This is a genomic window from Parvimonas sp. D2 (assembly GCF_035282635.1).
In the GTDB taxonomy this organism is placed as follows: Bacteria; Bacillota; Clostridia; order Tissierellales; family Peptoniphilaceae; genus Parvimonas.
The window spans coordinates 22,500-39,499 of the sequence record NZ_JAYKBO010000004.1 but is presented as its reverse complement, the minus strand read 5'-3'; the positions used below and the strand labels follow the sequence as shown (position 1 = coordinate 39,499).

19 protein-coding genes and 1 pseudogene are annotated in these 17,000 nt (G+C 26.6%); all 20 read right to left on the bottom strand.

The window, feature by feature from the left end; genetic code table 11:
* Positions 1–8: 8 nt before the first annotated feature.
* Positions 9–833 (bottom strand): patatin family protein, encoded by an 825-nt coding sequence (locus VJI77_RS05370; protein WP_313961445.1) that lies wholly within the window; start codon positions 831–833, stop codon positions 9–11.
* A gap of 113 nt (positions 834–946) precedes the next feature.
* Positions 947–3,358 carry a leucine--tRNA ligase gene (gene leuS / locus VJI77_RS05365; RefSeq protein WP_323988567.1) on the bottom strand — a complete coding sequence of 804 codons (2,412 nt, stop codon included), beginning with the start codon at positions 3,356–3,358 and terminating at the stop codon, positions 947–949.
* Between the two features lie 272 nt (positions 3,359–3,630).
* Positions 3,631–4,983: an MATE family efflux transporter gene (locus tag VJI77_RS05360; RefSeq protein ID WP_293440553.1), complete on the bottom strand. Its 1,353-nt coding sequence runs from the start codon at positions 4,981–4,983 to the stop codon at positions 3,631–3,633.
* 8 nt (positions 4,984–4,991) lie between these two features.
* Positions 4,992–5,876, bottom strand: coding sequence for an Hsp33 family molecular chaperone HslO (locus tag VJI77_RS05355; protein WP_293440555.1), 885 nt, complete (start codon positions 5,874–5,876; stop codon positions 4,992–4,994).
* 68 nt (positions 5,877–5,944) lie between these two features.
* On the bottom strand, positions 5,945–6,511 hold the full coding sequence (locus VJI77_RS05350; protein ID WP_323988566.1) for a GrpB family protein: 567 nt from the start codon (positions 6,509–6,511) through the stop codon (positions 5,945–5,947).
* Positions 6,512–6,635: 124 nt separating this feature from the next.
* Positions 6,636–6,836, bottom strand: coding sequence for a cold shock domain-containing protein (locus VJI77_RS05345; protein WP_004833677.1), 201 nt, complete (start codon positions 6,834–6,836; stop codon positions 6,636–6,638).
* A 93-nt stretch (positions 6,837–6,929) separates the two neighbouring features.
* Positions 6,930–7,541, bottom strand: coding sequence for a thymidine kinase (locus tag VJI77_RS05340; protein WP_004833679.1), 612 nt, complete (start codon positions 7,539–7,541; stop codon positions 6,930–6,932).
* 2 nt (positions 7,542–7,543) lie between these two features.
* On the bottom strand, positions 7,544–8,140 hold the full coding sequence (locus tag VJI77_RS05335) for a peptidylprolyl isomerase (protein WP_323988719.1): 597 nt from the start codon (positions 8,138–8,140) through the stop codon (positions 7,544–7,546).
* Positions 8,141–8,206: 66 nt separating this feature from the next.
* Positions 8,207–8,662 (bottom strand): annotated as a pseudogene (locus VJI77_RS05330) (GNAT family N-acetyltransferase); the annotation flags it as partial.
* Positions 8,644–9,576, bottom strand: coding sequence for an RluA family pseudouridine synthase (locus VJI77_RS05325; RefSeq protein WP_323988565.1), 933 nt, complete (start codon positions 9,574–9,576; stop codon positions 8,644–8,646). The gene VJI77_RS05325 and the pseudogene VJI77_RS05330, both read right to left, overlap by 19 nt.
* A gap of 3 nt (positions 9,577–9,579) precedes the next feature.
* Entirely contained in the window at positions 9,580–10,248 is a 669-nt protein-coding gene (locus tag VJI77_RS05320; RefSeq protein WP_323988564.1) for a uracil-DNA glycosylase, read from the bottom strand.
* Position 10,249: 1 nt separating this feature from the next.
* The gene (gene lspA / locus VJI77_RS05315; RefSeq protein ID WP_009372385.1) at positions 10,250–10,702 is read right to left on the bottom strand and encodes a signal peptidase II; all 453 of its coding nucleotides are present in this window, start codon (positions 10,700–10,702) and stop codon (positions 10,250–10,252) included.
* Positions 10,699–11,478, bottom strand: a complete 780-nt coding sequence (locus VJI77_RS05310; RefSeq protein ID WP_323988563.1) for a YlmH/Sll1252 family protein — start codon at positions 11,476–11,478, stop codon at positions 10,699–10,701. The genes lspA and VJI77_RS05310 overlap by 4 nt, the downstream gene beginning before the upstream one ends.
* Before the next feature lie 4 nt (positions 11,479–11,482).
* Positions 11,483–11,950: a cell division protein SepF gene (locus VJI77_RS05305; RefSeq protein ID WP_009732786.1), complete on the bottom strand. Its 468-nt coding sequence runs from the start codon at positions 11,948–11,950 to the stop codon at positions 11,483–11,485.
* 86 nt (positions 11,951–12,036) lie between these two features.
* On the bottom strand, positions 12,037–12,735 hold the full coding sequence (locus VJI77_RS05300) for a YggS family pyridoxal phosphate-dependent enzyme (protein WP_323988562.1): 699 nt from the start codon (positions 12,733–12,735) through the stop codon (positions 12,037–12,039).
* A complete protein-coding gene (locus VJI77_RS05295) occupies positions 12,735–13,871 on the bottom strand; it encodes an HlyD family efflux transporter periplasmic adaptor subunit (protein ID WP_323988561.1) in 1,137 nt (378 codons plus the stop codon). Before VJI77_RS05295 ends, VJI77_RS05300 begins: the two co-directional genes overlap by 1 nt.
* 29 nt (positions 13,872–13,900) lie before the next feature.
* Entirely contained in the window at positions 13,901–15,184 is a 1,284-nt protein-coding gene (locus VJI77_RS05290; protein ID WP_009372454.1) for an adenylosuccinate synthase, read from the bottom strand.
* 14 nt (positions 15,185–15,198) lie between these two features.
* The gene (locus VJI77_RS05285; RefSeq protein WP_323988560.1) at positions 15,199–15,810 is read right to left on the bottom strand and encodes a phosphatase PAP2 family protein; all 612 of its coding nucleotides are present in this window, start codon (positions 15,808–15,810) and stop codon (positions 15,199–15,201) included.
* On the bottom strand, positions 15,810–16,439 hold the full coding sequence (locus VJI77_RS05280; RefSeq protein ID WP_323988559.1) for a phosphatase PAP2 family protein: 630 nt from the start codon (positions 16,437–16,439) through the stop codon (positions 15,810–15,812). The genes VJI77_RS05285 and VJI77_RS05280 overlap by 1 nt, the downstream gene beginning before the upstream one ends.
* 238 nt (positions 16,440–16,677) lie before the next feature.
* Positions 16,678–16,908: a glutaredoxin family protein gene (locus VJI77_RS05275; RefSeq protein ID WP_009372420.1), complete on the bottom strand. Its 231-nt coding sequence runs from the start codon at positions 16,906–16,908 to the stop codon at positions 16,678–16,680.
* Positions 16,909–17,000: the final 92 nt, after the last annotated feature.

Sequence of the window (17,000 nt, the reverse complement as noted above, 5' to 3'; positions counted from 1 at the left end):
TATAACTCCTAAACAAATTTTTTAACATTTTCAATACTTTGACTTGCAATCATATATCCTTCCTTATATAAATCTACAACATCTTGCATATTAGTTGTAAACGACTTAAATTTTAAAGGATTAATAGGTGCAAAAACTAATGCTTTATCTTCTGCTTCTAGTTTATCTACTAAATCCATAGTTTCGTTATATTTATATTTTTCATTTTTCATTGATTCAATAAATTTAGGATAATCTTTATAAGCATACTTTACTCTATCACTAACATCAGAATCCTCTCTTCTATAACCTCTATTTCTAGTTAGTAAAATTACGTACTTTTCATAACCTTTTTCAATTGCTCTTTCAAGTGGATTGCTATTATACATTCCTCCATCAAAATAAGGAATTCCATCAATCACTACAAATTTTGCCATATCTGGAAGAGAAGATGAAGCTATTATCTTATCAACCATATCTGAAGTGTTTTTTGCATCTTTTGCTGAAAAGAATTTATAACTGCCATCAATTAAAGAAGTTACACCTGCTTCAAAATCTCCATCTAAACTTTTATCAAATTCAGGAAAATTAAAAATACTATTAACTGTTGATTTCAAATCAATAGGCTCAGAAGAATTCTTTAATAATTCCATATTTTTCAAAAACTCTTGAAACAATTTATTAACATCAAACTCTATTCCACTAAAAAATTCAAAGCCTGTAATAGCTCCTGCAGATACTCCTACAATATATGGAAATTTAATTTCATTTTCTTTAAAGCAATCTAAAACTCCTTTTAAAAAAGCTCCTCTCATTGCTCCGCCTTCAATAACCAATGCAACTTTATTATTCATAAAACACCTCACATCTTATTAATTATATTTAATATTTTACCATAAAAAACAAAAATATACAAAAAAGTAAGCCTACTTGACTTACTTTTTACATTTTAAAAAATTTTATTTTTTTATTTAACAACTATATTACAAATTTTCCCTGGAACAAAAATTTCTTTTACAACAGTTTTTCCTTCTGTAAATTTTTTAACATTTTCGTTATCATAAAGTTCTTCTTTAAAATCTTCGAATTTTGCATCTTTTGGAATCATTAATGTTGTTCTTACTTTTCCATTTATTTGAATAGGCATTTCAACTTCAGAATCAATTGTTTTAGCTTCATCATATTTTGGCCAAGTTTGTTCAAAGATATATCCACCAAAATTCATTTCTTGCCATATTTCTTCAGTAATATGTGGGGAAACCGGATTTAATAAAATCAAGAATATTCTTAAATCCTCTCTTGAAATTTCTTTTGCTGAATAAAATTCATTAATCAAAGTCATAAGAGCAGCTATTGCAGTATTAAATTTAAGACTTTCAAAATCTTCTGATACTTTTTTAATTGTCTTATGGATTGATTTTTCCAAAGATTTTGTCATTTCTTTGGATGAATTTGTAATTTCTTGTAATTTCCAAACTCTATCTAAGAATTTTCTACAACCGTTAATTCCACCGTCAGACCAAGACGCACTTCTTTCAAAATCTCCTAAGAACATTTCGTAACATCTCAATGCGTCTGCCCCATATTTGTCAATCATTTCATCTGGATTTACAACATTTCCTCTTGACTTAGACATTTTTTCTCCATTTTCTCCAAGAATCATTCCATGTGATGTTCTTTTTAAATAAGGTTCTTTTGTATTTACTACACCTATATCATAAAGAAATTTATGCCAAAATCTTGAGTACAACAAGTGCAATGTAGTATGTTCCATACCACCATTATACCAGTCAACTTGATTGAAATATTTTAAAGCATCTTTTCCGACAAGATTTTCTTTGTTATTAGGATCCATATATCTTAAATAATACCATGAAGAACCAGCCCATTGTGGCATTGTATCAGTTTCTCTCTTTGCCTTTCCTCCACATTTAGGACAAGTACAATTTACGAATTCATCAATTTTTGAAAGTGGAGATTCTCCTGTTTCTGTAGGTTCAAACGATTCAAGTTCAGGAAGTTTTAAAGGTAATTCTTCTTCCGGAATTGCAACCCAACCACATTTTTCACAATTTACCAAAGGAATCGGTTCTCCCCAATATCTTTGTCTTGAAAATACCCAATCACGAAGTTTAAAGTTTGTCTTTTTATTTCCAATACCAAGTTTTGATAAATATTCAAAAATCTTTTCTTTTGCTTCTTTAACTGAAAGTCCATTTAGAAAATCTGAATTAACCATAATTCCATTATTAGTATCCGTATATGCTTTTTCTTGAACATTTTCTCCACCACTAACAACTTCAACTATTTCTAATCCAAATTTCTTAGCAAAATCAAAATCTCTAGTATCATGTGCAGGAACCGCCATAATTGCTCCGCTACCATAAGTCATTAGAACATAATCGGAAATAAACACAGGAATTTCTTTTTTAGTACAAGGATTAATTGCTGTTATTCCGTCAATTTTAACCCCGGTTTTATCTTTATTCATTTCAGTTCTTTCAAATTCAGATTTCTTTTGAACTTCTAAAATATATTTTTCTATTTCTTCTTTATTCTTTATTCTGTCTTCGTATTTTTTAAGTAATGGATGCTCACAGGATATAACCATATAAGTTGCACCAAAAATTGTATCAGGTCTTGTAGTATATACCAAAATAGTATCATCAATATCTTTGATTTGGAATTTAACTTCCATTCCATAACTTCTACCAATCCAATTAATTTGTTGGGTTTTAACTCTGTCAATAAAGTCAACTGCATCAAGGTCATCAATAAGTCTATCTGCATATTCTGTTATCTTTAACATCCATTGGTTTTTTACTTTATGAATAACTTCACTACCACATCTTTCACAACAACCGCCGACTACTTCTTCATTTGATAAACCTACTTTACAAGAAGTACAGAAGTTTATTGGCATTTCCATTTTGTATGCAAGTCCTTTTTCAAACATCTTCATAAAAATCCATTGAGTCCATTTGTAATACTCAGGATCTGTTGTATTTATTTCTCTATCCCAATCAAAAGAAAATCCAATACTCTTTAATTGTTTTTTAAAGTTTGCAATATTATTTTTTGTTACAATTTCCGGATGAATTTTGTTTTTCATTGCATAGTTTTCAGTTGGTAAACCAAAAGCATCCCAACCCATTGTAAACAATACATTTTGCCCTTCAAGTCTTCTTTTTCTACTTACAACATCCATTGCAGTATATGGCCTTGGATGTCCTACATGAAGTCCTTGACCAGAAGGATATGGAAATTCTATTAAAGGATAGAATTTTTCTTTATCATTAATTTCACATTTAAAAGGCTTCTTTTCATCCCAAATATCTTGCCATTTTTTTTCGATATTTTTTGGATTATAATTTTTCATAACATTCCTCCATTCCATAAAAAAAACTTCCGCCTCACAAAGAGACGAAAGTATAAATTCCGTGGTACCACTCTAATTAGTATTAAACTCACTCTAAGATTATAACGTAATCAACGGCATTTGCATTTTATGAACAAGTTCAATACTTCAAAATATTATTTTTCACCAAACAATAACTCTCTAAAAATTTGAATATATTTACTACTTTCAATCTAAAATTTTATAAATATAATAAAGATATGATATCACATTTTTTATTTTTTTTCAATATATTATAACTTAAAATCAAAGTTTTCTCTAATAAATTTCTTAAAGAAAATATAATTTAGTATTCCCTTTAAAAAAGTACAAAAAGATATTACAGCCCAAATATACGTTATATCTAATTTTAAAAGCAAAACTAAATAAGCAAGCGGAATTCTCAATGCATTTGAAAAAGTACTTATTATAGTTGGAGTTTTAGTATTTTTCAGCCCATTAAACATTCCTGAGATTCCAATTTCAAGAGCTAAAAATATCTCTGAAAACGCTAAAACTTTCAGATAACTAACACCCATTCTAATAGTATCTACATCATCTCTTATAAATAATCTAATTATATAATCTGATGAGAAGAATAAAAAGAATGAGCAGAAAACACCAATCCATAAAATTATTTTAAGTCCTTTTTTATAACCAGAAGCTATATTATCATAATTTTTTGCACCAAAATTTTGTGCTATCAAAGCACAAAGAGCTATTGAAAATCCTTCAACAGTCATCCAGTTTATAGCTTCAATCTGTACAGCAACATTTTCTGCAGCAACCGCATTTTCTCCCCAATTTGCTATTATTCTTAGTAAAATAGTTGAAATAAATGCAAATATACAAGATTTAAAAGCAGTTGGAACACCAAGTCTTAAAACTTCTTTAAAAGTTGCATTGTTAAAATTTTTAACTAAATTAATGCCTTTTAAAATTTTCCCATCTAAAATTGAGAAAATTATAAAAATAAACGTAACAATAATTTGAGATAATGTTGTAGCAATAGCTGCACCACTAACTCCAAATTCTGGTAGTCCAAAATATCCATAAATTAAAATTGGATCTAAGACTATATTTATTATAAGTCCAATTGAGTTAGCAATAAAAGGAACTTTACTATTTGCTGAACCATTGAAAACTCCTGAAAATAGTGGATTTAAAAAAGTAAAAGGAAGTCCTAAAATAACAATTTTTAAATAGCTATTCGCTAGTGAAATTACCAATTCACTTTTTATATTGAAAAATTTAATTATATCAAGTCTAAAAAAATATACCAATAATCCAAATGTTATTGACATAAACAAATTTATGGCAACAGATGTATCAATATATTTTCTAAATTGCTTATCATCCCTAGAACCTACACTATAGGCAACTCCAATCTCTATTCCTGTTTTTGAAACTAGAACCAAAGAATTCGCAAACCACATAATAAATGAGACAATGCCTACTCCAGCAATCGCTTCAGTTCCAAGTTTTCCAACCCAAAAAGTATCCATTAAAGTGTAAGACATTTGAATAAATGAAGTCGTCATTATTGGAATAGACATCATTACTAAATTTCTATAAATTCTATTATCTAATAAATTTATTTTTTTCATAGATTACCCTAAAGTTTTTTTAATAAATTTTTTATATGTTCAATACTTTTCTTGTATTTCTTATCGCAGAAATTACAAGAAATTTCTATATCTTTCCCCTCTTCAACTATATCATTGAGCTCTTTTTTGCCTAGACCCAACAACATATTATCTATTTTTTCATCACTACAATTACATCTGTAATGAATAATTTTTTCTTCAATAATTCTAATATTAAAAATTTTCAAAATAGAAACAATATAGTCATAAAAACTCATATCATCAGTTTTTGAAGCTAAATAATTATCTAATTCAGTTTTAAACATATCTGAATAGATAGTAAATTGTGATAAGTCTTTTTCAGTATAGTTCGGCAAAAGTTCCATCATAAATCCAAAAGAAATATAATCATCTTCAACTTTTTTTACTTGTAAATCAATAGAAGTAACAGTTTGATTAGATGCACTGAAATAATTAGTAAAATTTTCACTAATATCAGAAGAAATTATACTTGTTTGTCCTACATATGGAGCTTTAAGACCTAAATCCTTTATCAAAACAAGTATTCCTTTATCCCCTATAAAATCTTTTGAAGATTTTCCTTTTTCATATATTTTATCATATTTACTTATATTTTTATTTTCCAAATATCCTGTTATATAAGAATTATTGTATAATTTTGAAATTATAAGACCACATTCACCATTAGTTTTTAATTTTAAATCAATTGAATCAGTATCATTTTTCAAATCGGAATAAAGTAAAGCATTCATCGTTAATACTTTTCCCATTTCAATATTTGCACTTATAGAACTCTTTTGTAATTTTTCAAAATCTTTTACTATATCATCTGTAAAAGCTAAGAAAAATCTCATAGAATTATGCTCATCAATACATCTTAATATTTTTGCCATAAAGACTCCTTAACATTAATTTTATATAAAGATTATATACTAAAAATTTAAAGAAATCAATTGATAAATTAATATCTTTTTCCATATTTTTTCTTCGCAATTTCAGTATATTTTTTAATAAATTCTCCTTTTGATTCTGTATAAGCATCTCGATTATGTTCGAATTTTTTCCACAGAGATAATTTTAGTCTTTCATACTCTTTTGCAATTTTAGAATTTTCAAATAAATAATCTCTAAAATACAATTCATCATTATCTCCTGCTAATCTTATATGCAAATGAAATACTTTTTTAGCAAATCCTTTTTCAGTATAGCCTTTATTCATAGAAATTCTCTTTTCATCTTCACTCATACAAAGCCAATTATTTTTTAATAATATCTCTTTTACAAACTTTAAATCTTCATTATTCTTAATCTCTAAAAGAATATCTACAATGTTTTTTGCCCATATTGTAGGAATATATGTACTTCCTATATGTGAAATTCTGTAAATTTTTTCGCTTGGAATTAAAGATAAAATATTTGATTTTTCATACTCATACCAAGTTTCCCATTCATCATTATGTTCAACTAGAAATATAGGAAAAATTTCCCATAATTCCTCTAAACTCATCTCATCTAATTTTTTACTCATAAAATTTCCTTTTGGTTAAATTTAAAAAATCTCCTAAAAAGGAGATTTTACTTCTTGATTAATATTAATATCATAACATACTGAAGTATGTTTAAATTGAATTTCCATTTAAGAAAAAACAATCTTATAACTTAACAACACCAGAAGCTTGAGGACCTTTAGCGCCTTCAACTATTTCGAATTCAACAGCTTGTCCTTCATCTAAAGTTCTAAATTCACCAGTTTCTTCTAATGCTGAATAATGTACAAATACATCTTCCCCATCTTCAGTAGAAATAAATCCAAATCCTTTAGCTGCATTGAACCATTTTACAGTTCCTTTCATATCCTTTTAATCCTCCAATACTATAGGAAATATGTAGTAAATTATTACTACCTTCATACTATAACATATCTATAAGAATAAAGCAAGTATAATTTACTCATCTTCTAACATACTTAATTGATTTTCCATTTGCTTTCTGATTTTTTCTTTTTCATAGTAACATTTTCTACAAAGTGGTTCATAACTTTCTGCAGCTCCGAGCTTTATTCTTTCATCATCATGAGTTTTTCTGTAACTAACCCAAGCATCAACACCACAATTTGCACAAACTGCATGGTGTTTATATAGATAATCAGCTCGTGGCATCAACTCTTTTACTAACTCAAAAGGTTCAGCTTTAAAGTCCATATCAAGACCAGCTAATACGACTGTAAATTCATTTTCTAAAAATAAATTTAAAGTTTCAACAATCTTATTAATATCTCCCTTGATGAATTGTACTTCATCAATTCCTATAATACTTGCAGTACTCGTCTTCATATATTCTATAATTTCATCAATATTTTCAACCGGAATAGCTCTCATTTTATTATTATCATGAGTAACTATTTCTTTATCTGCATATCTATTATCAAACTTTGGCTTAAAGACTACAGTTTCATATTTTGCAATTTCAAATCTATTTAAGTCCTTCCATAAACTTGAAGTCTTTCCCGAGAACATACTACCTGTATGTAAAATTAATTTACCTTTATATTGATGCATAATTAACCCTCAAAAACTTTTTCTTCAATTGATAAAATTACAATATCTTCTACCGGCTTATCATTTGAACAGTAAGTATTTGCTATATCATCAACTACTTCCATTCCTTTAAACACTTGTCCAAAAACAGTATGCTTAAAATCTAACCAAAAAGCTCCACCATTTTTTTCATAAGTTTCAACAACTTCATCAGGATAAACTTTTTTATCTGAATTTTTTAAATAATTTACATAATCATCAGAAATTTTACTATTTTGAACTATAAAAAATTGACTTTCATTTGTATTTGGCCCAGCATTTGCCATTGACAAAGCTCCTCTATAATTTCTAAAATTACCATCAAATTCATCTTCAAAGGATTCTCCCCAAATACTTTCTCCACCCATTCCAGTACCTGTTGGATCTCCACCTTGAATCATAAAATCTCTAATAACCCTATGGAAAATAACTCCATTATAATATCCTCTTTTAGCCAATGTAATAAAATTTTCACAAGCCTTAGGAGCAACTTCATTAAATAATCTTAGAGAAATTTCTCCTACATTTGTTTTCATTATATAAACTTTTTCACCATTTTTAGGCATTTCTAATTGTTTCATTCTCTTTTCTCCTTTTAAATAATTTTTTCTTAAAATTGCTCTATGTACTAAGGTTATATATCTTCCTTTTAAAAATTCTTCATCTTCAAATTCACCCTCGACTTTAAGTCCACATTTTTCCATAACTTTTCCTGAAGCAATATTTTCTTTAATATGAACGCCATAAACTCTATTAACTTTTAAGGTATTAAAAGCATAGTCAAGCATAAAATTCAAAGTCTCAGTCATATAACCTTTGTTCCAAAAAGTTTTATTTAAAACATATCCTAAAGATAAGGAATTATTTTTTATATCCGCTTTAAATTCAAAAGAACCGATACATTTATTGGAAATTTTTTCAACGATTGCAAAACAATAATTATTTTTCATAAAATAATCTGTAATTACTTTTTCAGATTCTAGAATATTTTTATGCTTATCCCAAGTAACAAATTTACAAGTTTCATCATCATTTCCAAACTCAAAAACATCATCTATATCATCTAAATTGAATTTTCTAAAAATTAATCTTTCGCTTTGCATAATAACTCCTCATTAAATTCTAACCCTGTTTTATTTAAAATACTAAAAAAATATTCATCAGGTAAAACGGTAAAACTTAAATTGTCCTCTGTAATTGGGTGCAAAAACTCAAGATAATAAGAATGTAACATCTGTCCATTTGCTTTTATCTTTTCATTTTTATTCCCATAAGTTTCATCTCCTACTATAGGATGATTAAGACTACTAAAATGAACTCTTATCTGATGAGTTCGACCAGTATGAAGAGTTACATCTACTAATGAATATTTTAAATTTGAAATTAAAACATTATATTCTGTAAGAGCTTCTTTTCCTGATTTACTTTTTACACTCATCTTCTTCCTATCTTTTTCATCTCTACCAATAGGCTTATCTATAAATCCATTTTCTTTCGAAAAACTTCCATTACAGATTGCCAAATATTTTTTATTAATTTCTCTATTAGAAAACATTTCAACCAATTTTAAATGTGTTTCATCGTCCTTTGCACAGACTATAAGACCTGTTGTATCCTTATCAAGTCTGTGAACAATCCCAGGTCTTTCGGAATTAATCATTGATAATTTACAATGATTTAAAAGAGCATTAACCAAAGTATGTTCTTCATTACCTGCAGCCGGATGAACAACCATATTTCTAGGTTTATTTATAATTATAATATAATCATCTTCATATACAATATCTAAAGCTATATCTTCGGCAACTAATGTCATTTCTTTTTTATCGGGAATAGAAACTGTAATTTCATCTCCTATTTCTAAAATTACATTAGGCTTTATATTTTTCCCATTAACAAAAACTAATTTCTCTTTTATCAATTTTTGAATTGAAGTCCTTGATAAATTAGAAATTTTTTCAGATAAAAAAACATCACATCTAATTTTTTTATCACTAATATATTTTAATTCTGTCAAAAATTACACTCTCCAATCTATCGGCTTAACTCCCTTGCTAATCAAAAATTCATTAGCCTTAGAAAATGGCTTGCTGCCAAAGAATCCTCGATGAGCAGAAAAAGGAGATGGATGTGGACTTGTAATTATAAAATTATTTTCATCTTTTTTTATCAAATTTCTCTTTGAAATAGCAAAACTTCCCCAAAGAATAAAAACTTTAGGATAATCAAAATTTGAAATTATTTCAATAACTCTATCTGTAAAAAGTTGCCAACCTATATCTTTATGTGAATTTGGCTTTGACTTTTCAACAGTAAGTGTAGCATTTAATAAAAAAACACCTTGTTCAACCCAAGCAGTTAAATCTCCATGATTTGGGGGAGTTATCCCTAAATCCGAATATAATTCAAGATATATATTTCTAAGTGAAGGCGGTATTTTTTCTCCTCTATTTACTGAAAAACTCATTCCATTTGCTTGATTTACCCCATGATATGGATCCTGTCCTAAGATAATTACCTTAATGTCTTTTGGTGATATTTTATCAAAAATAGTAAAAACATATTCATTAGGAGGGAATATAGTTTTATTCTTATATTCCTCATTTAAAAAATTTTTCATCTTAACAAAATAATCTTTTTTAAATTCATCTTTTAAATATTCATTCCAAGCAACATAATTAGACATCATCTTAATTCTCCTTTTTAGTAAATGAAACAACTATAAGTAAGAAACAAGCTACACAAATATAAATATCTGCAAAATTAAAAACTGGAAAATCGTATAGCCCACCAAATCTTGTATGTATAAAATCTACAACAAAAGAATACCTTATTCTATCAATACAATTTCCTAATGCTCCACAAGCAATTAAAGCAAATAATATTTGTTCAATTTTAGACATTTTATCTTTATTTTTATATATATAAAATAAAATTCCAAAAAATGCAACCAAAGAAATAAAAATAAAGAAATATTTATATCCTCTAAAACTGCCAAAAGCTACCCCTGTATTTTCTACATAGGTAAATTCTAGCCAATTTTTAATTAAAACTACTGAATCAGCACCTTTTAAATTGGCTACTGTAATATATTTTGTAAGTTGGTCTAATGCTAATCCAACAATTATAATTGCATATATCATATAGAATACCTCTTAATATTGACAACAAATTTGTTCTTTTTTGTTAACCCATCAAAACTGTCAACCTTAAATTTTCCTTCTTTTCTTATTGAAATTATATCATTTTCATTAATCTTTTTATCGAAATCTTTACATTCCTCATAGTTCAAATTTACATTTCCACTTTTAATAACTTTTTGAGCAATCTCTCTTGAAGTTCTTGAAAGTTCTTTTACAAAACAGTCTAATCTCAAACTGGAGACTATTATTTTTTCATCTTCGTATTTTCTAAAATTAGTAGGTATAAAATTATCATTCAGAATTTCCAATTTTAAATCTTGTCCTGAAAATTTTAAACCATTAGAAAATAAAAATGTTCCTATAGGTTTTAAACAATAAACATACCAATATTCATCAACTTTTAATATTTCTCCTACTTTCTCACGAGTTATTCCCAAATGAAGAATACTTCCCAAGATATTTCTATGTTCTATTCCCGAAATATCTTTAAATCTTAAAGTTTCCAAATAATCATTTAGTACATACTCATTCCTATAAAAGATTATAAACTTTCTTTCATAATCTTCTCCAGCAAAGATAATATCATAATCTAAATCTAAATTTTTTAAAATTCTCTCTATATATTTAAATTCCAATGGAGTAAAAAAGTTAGAAACAAATACATCTTTATAGTTTTTTTCCATAGAAACAAGACCATCTAAAAATTTATTGATGGTCTTTTTAATTTCTATATTATTAATATTATCTAAAATCTTAATCTTATCAAATGATTTCATTTAATTAAATTTGATAAAATCCGTTATTTTCAATTTGATCTTTAACTTTTCCGTCAATATCAATTCCCTTAGGAGCTAAGATAAAAATATCTTTAGTAACTTTTTGTATTTTCCCTGATAGAGAATAAATACCTCCACTTACAAAATCAAAAATTTGTCTCTTCTTATCAACTTCCAACATTTCCAAATTTAAAACAACAACTTTTCCCTTTAAAACATCATCTAAAACTTGAGTTCCATCATCAAAAGTTATTGGTTCTCTTATAGAAATTAAAAATCTACTGATGTTAGGCATTGTAACGATATTAGATTTTTCCTTTTCTAATGATAGTTTACTACTATTTCTAGCATAACTTTCCCCAACTGATTTAGGTTGTTTTTCAACAACTGCCTCTTCTTCATAATCATCATATTCATCTTCTAAGTCATCACTGCCAACAAATTTCTTTATTTTGTCCATAAAGCCTGCCATAATATTCCTCCTCATATTTTAATATATTTTATAACAAACGAAAATTTAAAATTTTCTAATTGTAATCAATCTACCTAACACTTTCATTAATTTGAAAGTACTCCATAATTTCTTGCACCAAATATTGATGTTCCAATCCTTATAAGGTTTGAACCTTCCTCTATGGCAACCATAAAATCATTACTCATGCCCATAGATAGAATCTTCATATCAACATTTTTTAATTTAAGTTTTGAAATTTCATCAAATAAAGATTTCATCTTTTTGAAATAAATTCTAGTATCTTCAGCATCCTCACAATAAGGTGCAACTGTCATAAGTCCATTTACTAAAACATTATCTCTTTTTGAAACTTCTTGTATAAAATCTAGGACATCTTCTTCGAAAATTCCAGATTTACTATCTTCTTTCCCAATATTTACTTCAACTAAACAATTTACAGTAATTCCTTTATTTTTAGCTTCCAATTCTAATTTATCTAAAAGTGAAATTCTATCTAAAGAGTGAATTAATTCAACTTTATCAATAATGGATTTAACCTTATTTGTTTGGAGATGTCCAATCATATGAAATTTAACTTTTCCATCAAAGTATTCGTACTTTTTTAGTATTTCTTGAACCTTATTTTCTCCAAAAGTATAAAATCCTAAATCAATAGCTTCTTGAATTTTATCCACATCAACTGTCTTTGAAACTGGTAACAAAAATATTTCTTCTTTATCTCTATTTGACTTTTTACAAGCAAGAGAAATTTTTTCAAGTATATTATTTATATTTTCTTTCATTACTTTAAAATTGCACCTTCTTTAACTTTACTGGCATCTTTTAAGATATTAGAAAAAATTCTAACTGAACTATTTTTTGAGTCAATATAAACTTTTGAATTTATCTTATCAATAAATTTAACCTTGACCTTTGCCCTTGTTATATTATCAAAAGAATCAACTACTAAAACATAATCTTCACCATCTTTAGAAGTAAGAGCAGTTAATGGAAGTTCAAAAGAACTTGAAACTGTCTTTATTACATTTAAGTCAATGAATCTTTTATCTGCAATTTCATTAAAAGCAGATGAAAACTGAGCAACAATTAAATCATATTCAGAACCTTTTTTTACCTTCTTTATTATTCCAATAGCAACAGAATTTCCAACATTTACTTTTATACTTTTATTTACATCTATATCTTCTAAAGTATCAGCCTTAACCCTAATACAAAGATAATATTTCAAGTTATCTACAATTTTTATTCCATCAATATTTGAAATATTATTCGCATTATCAAAATTAAAGTCCTTTTCATCTATAGAATCAATAACAGAAAAATCATAAACATTTTCTAGACCATCAATTTTATTTAATACAACTCCAGAATTTTTTGAAACAATCTTTCCAGAATTAATTGTATCATTTAGTAAAGAATACCTAAATAATTTATCGGAAGTATATTTTTTTCCAAAAGCATTTTTATTCTTATCACTTGAAAGTATATCAAAAGTTTTTGAAAAATCTTTATCTCTAACATATTTTAAGATATTGTCTAAGTCAATATTTTCAACTTTTGATTCTTTGTTATCCTCTTGTTCTTGCAATGCTTGAACTTTTTCAGCTAAATAATCTTTAAAGTTTTGATCAACCTTTGAAACATCAACCTCACCTATTTCTTTATCAACTCCAACTTTTGAATTATCTACTTCAATATTGCTTTTTCCTACATAATATAGGTATTCATCTTTTATAACTAATGCCTTAGATGAAAGGTTTAAGTCATAGGTTTTTGGATTTTCTAAAACCATTATATCTTTATTTAAATTTTTATTAAAAAACATATTTTTTACTAAAAATAAACTAACAAATATAATTAAAATAACTAAACCTAGATGTTCTTTAGCATTAGGTAAAATGCCTCTACGTTTCTTCATATAATACCCATTAGTACTAATTTATAAAATTAAATATTACTATTTTTATAAATTATATCTTCTCTCTTTGGACCATTAGAAATCATCTTAACCGGAACTTCCAATTCTTTTTCGATAAATTCTATATATTCTCTACATTCAATTGGTAATTCTTCGTAATTTTTAATTCCCCTTATATCTCTATTCCATCCCTTTAAGACTTTCCAAACTGGTTTTGCTTTTTCAAGCTTATCAGTTGTTGGAAAATCTCTAGTAATTTCGCCATCAATTTCATAACCAATACAGATTGGAATTTCCTCTAAATATCCTAATGCATCAATAACTGTTAATACAGCCTCAGTACTGCCTTGAACTCTACAACCATATCTTGAAGCAACTGCATCAAAATATCCAACACGTCTAGGTCTTCCTGTTGTAGCACCATATTCTCCCTTATCTCCACCGCGTTTTCTTAGTTCTTCAGCTTCTTCTCCGAAAATTTCACTAACAAACGCACCAGCACCAACTGCACTAGAATAAGCCTTGACTACAGTTACAATGTCTTTGATAGCATAAGGTGGAATTCCAGCTCCGATTGCTCCATATCCTGCTAAGGTTGATGAAGAAGTTACCATTGGATATATACCATGATCTGTATCTTTTAAAGAACCAAGTTGTCCTTCAAGTAATATTTTCTTTCCTGATTTTATAGCATCATTCAAGAATTTTGATACATCACAAACATAAGGTTTAATTGCATCTCTCCAGCTAAGCATAAGTTCGTATAATTCTTTAGCATTAATTCTTTCTTTATGATATAAATTTTCTAGAATTACATTTTTATATTCAACAACTCTTTCAACCTTTTCAAGTAAATTTTCATCAAATAATTCATTTACTTGAAAACCTATTTTAGCGTATTTATCTGAATAGCAAGGTGCAATTCCAGATTTTGTAGAGCCGAAAGAATTTTTTCCAAGTCTTTCCTCTTCATATGCATCAAAATCTATATGATAAGGCATAACAAGTTGAGCTCTATCTGAAACTAAAATATTAATATCAGGAACATTTTTTTCTTTTAAGTATTCAATTTCTTTTAGTAAATAAGGGATATTAAGAGCTACACCATTTCCGATTACCGATGTTGTATGCTTATAAAAAACACCTGAAGGTAGTAAATGTAATGCAAATCTTCCATACTCATTTATAATAGTATGTCCTGCATTGGAACCACCTTGAAATCTAACAATTATATCAGCATTTTCAGCTAACATATCCGTTATTTTTCCTTTTCCTTCGTCTCCCCAATTTGCTCCAACTACTGCTTTAACCATAAATCCTCCTAATATTAAAACAAAAATTTATAATAAAATCCAATATTATACAAATATACTGTCCAACTAAAAAATACAAGTCCTACTAAGGAACCAAAAACAACATCTGAAAACCAATGAACTCCAACAACAATTCTACTTATTGCAATACTAAGTCCAAACAAAATACCTACAGTAATCCAAAAAGGAAATGAGCTATGACCATTAAACAAAACATACATTACAGTAGGATAAAAACTTAATCCTATACAAGAATGTCCACTCGGAAAGCTATATCCCCAGTATTTTATATCAGAATGTGAAACTGGACGTTCTCTTCTAAATAAAAATTTAAAAGAATTTAAAAATATCATATTAAATAGCGATGAATTCAAAATCGCACTTGCTAACACATAATTTTTTTCTGAAACAGAATAAAAGAAGATAGGAAAAATAATAATAAGTGATGTTACAACATCTCCCATTGAAGTTATATGCTTCATTGAAGATTTTAAAAATCTTAAATTATTATTTTGAAAAAAATTCTTCAACTTTAAATCTATTAAAAAATTCTGTTTCTTTAATTTATTTCCAACTATTGATGTAAAAATAAATACAACAACAGTAAAGATAATAAGATATAACATTAATCCCTCCAAAAATTAAGATATATCAATTTTGCCAAATTATAACAAAAATATCCTAATACAAGTCCTACAATAACATCAGTTGGCCAATGAACTCCTAAAATAACTCTACTTATTGCTATTAAAAAAATCATAATATAAATAGTTATATCTATAATTCTACTCTTAAATTTTTCATGTAACAAAAATCTAAAAGTTAAATAAAAAGCTGAAAAATTCATAGCATGTCCACTTGGATAACTAAAACCACTCATATTTATAATAAAAAATTCAATAGGTCTTTTTCTTAAAACAATATGTTTAATTAACTCATTTAACATATACGTTAATAGTAATGTAGCAATTAAAAGTAAAAACTCTTTTTTCAAATTGTTATAATAAAAATATACTCCAAAAGGAACAAATAAAATAAAATAAGTTTTTCCATCTCCCAAAGATGTTATAAATTTAATAAAATTTAGGAGTATATAATTTTTGTTAAAAATATTATTACTTTGAACCAAAGTCATAATTTTATAATCAACACTATTAGTCAGTTCTATACTCTTTAGAAAGAAACCAAAAATAATGCTACAAATTAAAACTGCAAAAAATAAAACAAAAAATTGTCTTAATTTTAATTTTTCCATTTTTCCTCCTAAACCAAAATAATTATATCATAAATTGAATTATTAATCAAAATATTAAATATCTTTTAACAAAAAAACTACTATAAAATTACAAAAATTTAATAGTAGTTTTTTAGAAAATATATTTATTTTCAAATAATTTAGTAATATATTAAATAAGTATTTTTAATATTTTTAAAAATAAGCACAAAAAAAGTTCAGCAATTTTACTGAACCTCTTAAAATCATTATTTTAATATTATAATCCTAATGCTTTTGATAATTCAGCTTTATCAAAGCCAACCATTTCTACATCATCAACACAGATTACAGGAACACCCATATGTCCTTTTGCCATTAATTCTTTTCTAGCTTCTAAATCAGTTGAAACATTTTTTTCAACATAATCGATATTATTTGCTTTTAAAAATTCTTTTGCTTGTTTACAATAAGTACAAGACTCACTTGAATATACTACTACTTTTGCCATTTTTTTGCCCCCTAATAAATTTTTTCCGATAGTTTAAATATTTGTAATATTTATTCAGTAATTTTATACCCCTTGATTTTTTATTTAAACAA